General features: G+C 69.0%; 3 protein-coding genes. All 3 read right to left on the bottom strand.

All coding sequences use genetic code 11. From position 1 onward, the window contains the following. Positions 1 to 33 precede the first annotated feature (33 nt). The gene (gene ssb, locus ACIPIA_RS13950) at positions 34 to 585 is read right to left on the bottom strand and encodes a single-stranded DNA-binding protein (RefSeq protein WP_400510412.1); all 552 of its coding nucleotides are present in this window, start codon (positions 583 to 585) and stop codon (positions 34 to 36) included. Positions 586 to 764: 179 nt separating this feature from the next. Continuing rightward, the gene (locus tag ACIPIA_RS13945; RefSeq protein ID WP_400510411.1) at positions 765 to 1622 is read right to left on the bottom strand and encodes an ABC transporter permease; all 858 of its coding nucleotides are present in this window, start codon (positions 1620 to 1622) and stop codon (positions 765 to 767) included. Further along, on the bottom strand, positions 1619 to 2592 hold a 974-nt coding region (locus tag ACIPIA_RS13940; protein ID WP_400510409.1), incomplete at its 5' end, for an ABC transporter substrate-binding protein. The genes ACIPIA_RS13940 and ACIPIA_RS13945, both read right to left, overlap by 4 nt.

Here is a 2592-nt window from a genome sequence, read left to right as displayed (position 1 = left end):
AGCGGCACCACAGCTCACGATGACAGCTCGACCTCAGAACGGAATATCGTCGTCGAGATGGCTCGACGACGAGCGGCCACCACCGCCGCCGCCCGACATGGCCGGCTGGCGCGAGCCACCGCCACCGCTGCCGCCCATCGGATTGGAGCGGCCGAAGGAGCCGCCGCCGCCCGAGCGGTCATCCATGTAGCCGCCGCCACCGCCGCCCTCGCCATACTCGTCGCCACCGCCCTGGCGGCTGTCGAGGATGGTGAGCTCGCCGCGAAAGCGCTGCAGCACGATTTCGGTCGTGTACTTCTCGACGCCGGACTGGTCCTGCCATTTCCGGGTCTGGAGCTGGCCCTCGATGTAAATCTTCGAGCCCTTCTTCAGGTACTGCTCGGCAACCTTCGCGAGGTTCTCGTTGAAGATGACGACCGAGTGCCACTCGGTGCGCTCCTTGCGCTCGCCGCTCTGCTTGTCGCGCCAGGTTTCCGAGGTGGCGATGCGCAGATTGACGACAGGCTCGCCGCTGCCGAGGCGACGCACCTCGGGATCGCGCCCGAGATTGCCGACCAGAATGACCTTGTTGACGCTGCCAGCCATGACAGGCTCCACTTCCTGCGCACTTCACACAAACCGATCGCTCGACCGGAGCCGAACCCTATCGGCCGATTAAGGCATTATCAATGATGTTCTTGCTTTGTTCAAGCTAGGCGCGGGGGTTTTCCCCGACTGATTCCGTCAGCCTCATCCGCGCCGGCCCGACAGGCAGGCCCCAGCCCTCACCGGGGCGGCTGTCGCGCGCCGAACGTCGCCTGCGCCATCCGGTCCAGGAGCACGGCGAGCAGGACGATGCCCAGCCCGCCGACGAAACCGAGGCCCGGATCGGCCCGCTGCAAGCCGAGGAGGACGATCTCCCCCAGTCCCTTCGCCCCGATCATCGAGGCGACCACCACCATGGCCAGGGCCATCATGATGGCCTGGTTCAGCCCCTGCAGGATCGTCGGCCGGGCGAGCGGCAATTCGATCAGCCAGAAGCTTTGCCGCGGTCTCAGCCCGAGCGCGCGCGCGGCCTCGGTGAAGCCGGGGTCGACGCCGCGCAGGCCGAGTTCCGTGAGCCGCGCGAAGGGCGGCAGCGCATAGATCAGCGTGGCGACCAGCGCCGGAGCGCGCCCGAGCCCGAGCACCATCGCGACCGGGATCAGGTAGACGAAGCTCGGTATGGTCTGCATGAGGTCGTAGAGCGGGGCGAGCGCCCGGCCGAGGCGCGGCAACCGGGCCGCCGCGACGCCGAGCGGCAGCCCGAGCACCCCCACGAGCAGCACCGCAACGGCGACCAGCGCGAGCGACTGCATCGCCTCGCCCCAGACGCCGAGCCCGGCGAGGGCCGCCGGCAGGGCCGCCATCGCCAGCGCAAAGCCGATGCTCCGCGTCGCGAGCCAGGCACCCGCCGCGACTGCCAGGACAAAGGCCGGAACCGGGACGTGCTGAAGCGCGGCCTCCACGAGCCGCACCGGCGCGGTCAGGGCCACGCCGAAGCCGTCGAGCCTGTCGCCATAGCCGGTGACGACGGCATCGACGGCACGATTGACGGCGCCCTGGAGCGCCTTGCCGAATTCCGGCACGAAAGCGGCGGTCACAGGCTGGACGCGACCTTGGCGGCGATCTCGGCCGGCACCCATTTGCGCCAGATATCGGGTTGCGTCTTCAGGAAGACGACCGCCTGCGCCTCCGGCGCGACGCCCTTCTCGCGCGCCTCGGCCAGCATCTTCGAGGTGATGTCGCTGGTCGTGCCGTAGCTCTTGAAGAAGGCGGCCAGCTGCGGCGCCTTCCTGGCCAGCTCGACATTGGCGCCGATCACGACCTTGCTGGCGGGATAGGCCGTGGCGCGCTTTGGATTGTCGCTCGCCTTCAGCTCCGCCCAGATGGCCGGATCGAAGGCCGGCTCCTCGAGCTTGACGAGGTCATAGGCCCCGAGCAGCCAGCTCGGCCCCCAGTAATAGAACAGGACCGGGCGCTTGCGCTTGAGCGTGGCCTCGATCGCGGCGACCAGCGCCTCGCCCGATCCGCCGCGCGTATTGGTGAAATCCTCGGCGAGCCCGTAGACCGCGAGCTTCTTGGTGTTGATGCCCTCGCAGACCCAGCCTGCGACGCAATTGTAGAAGCGCCCCTTCCCCGGTTCCTCCGGATCGGCGAACAGCGCCTTGTAGCGCTTCAGGTCCTCGGCCGATTTCAGATCCGGCGCCTTCGCGTCCGGCCCGGAGACGACGTAGCGCGGGACGAACCAGCCCTCGCTCGCATCCGGGAAGGTCGTGCCCAGCGGCTCGACCTTGCCGGCCTCGGCCGCCTTCACCCAGGCATCGACCGGGTTGGCCATCCAGATCTCCATCACGATGTCGACGTCGCCGCGCGCCAGGCCGTTGACGAGCGGCGCGATCGCGCCGGGCACGCGCTCGACCTTGCAGCCGAAGCCGCGCTCGGCGATCGCGCTGGCGACGGCGGTGTGGAAGGCGGCGGAATCATAGTCGAGCCCGGCCATCTTCAGCGGGCGGTCGAGTTCGCAGGCCATGGCCGGGGCAGCGAGCCCGAGGCCGATTGCGACAGCCGCGA

Origin of the sequence: Allobosea sp. CER48, from assembly GCF_044752385.1 — a bacterium.
Taxonomy (GTDB): domain Bacteria; phylum Pseudomonadota; class Alphaproteobacteria; order Rhizobiales; family Beijerinckiaceae; genus Allobosea.
This window is presented reverse-complemented; position numbering and strand designations above follow the sequence as displayed.

What these genes read in the sequence shown, in the direction of transcription:
- ssb (WP_400510412.1), bottom strand. Translation starts at nt 585, where the DNA reads ATGGCTGGCAGCGTCAACAAGGTCATTCTGGTCGGCAATCTCGGGCGC.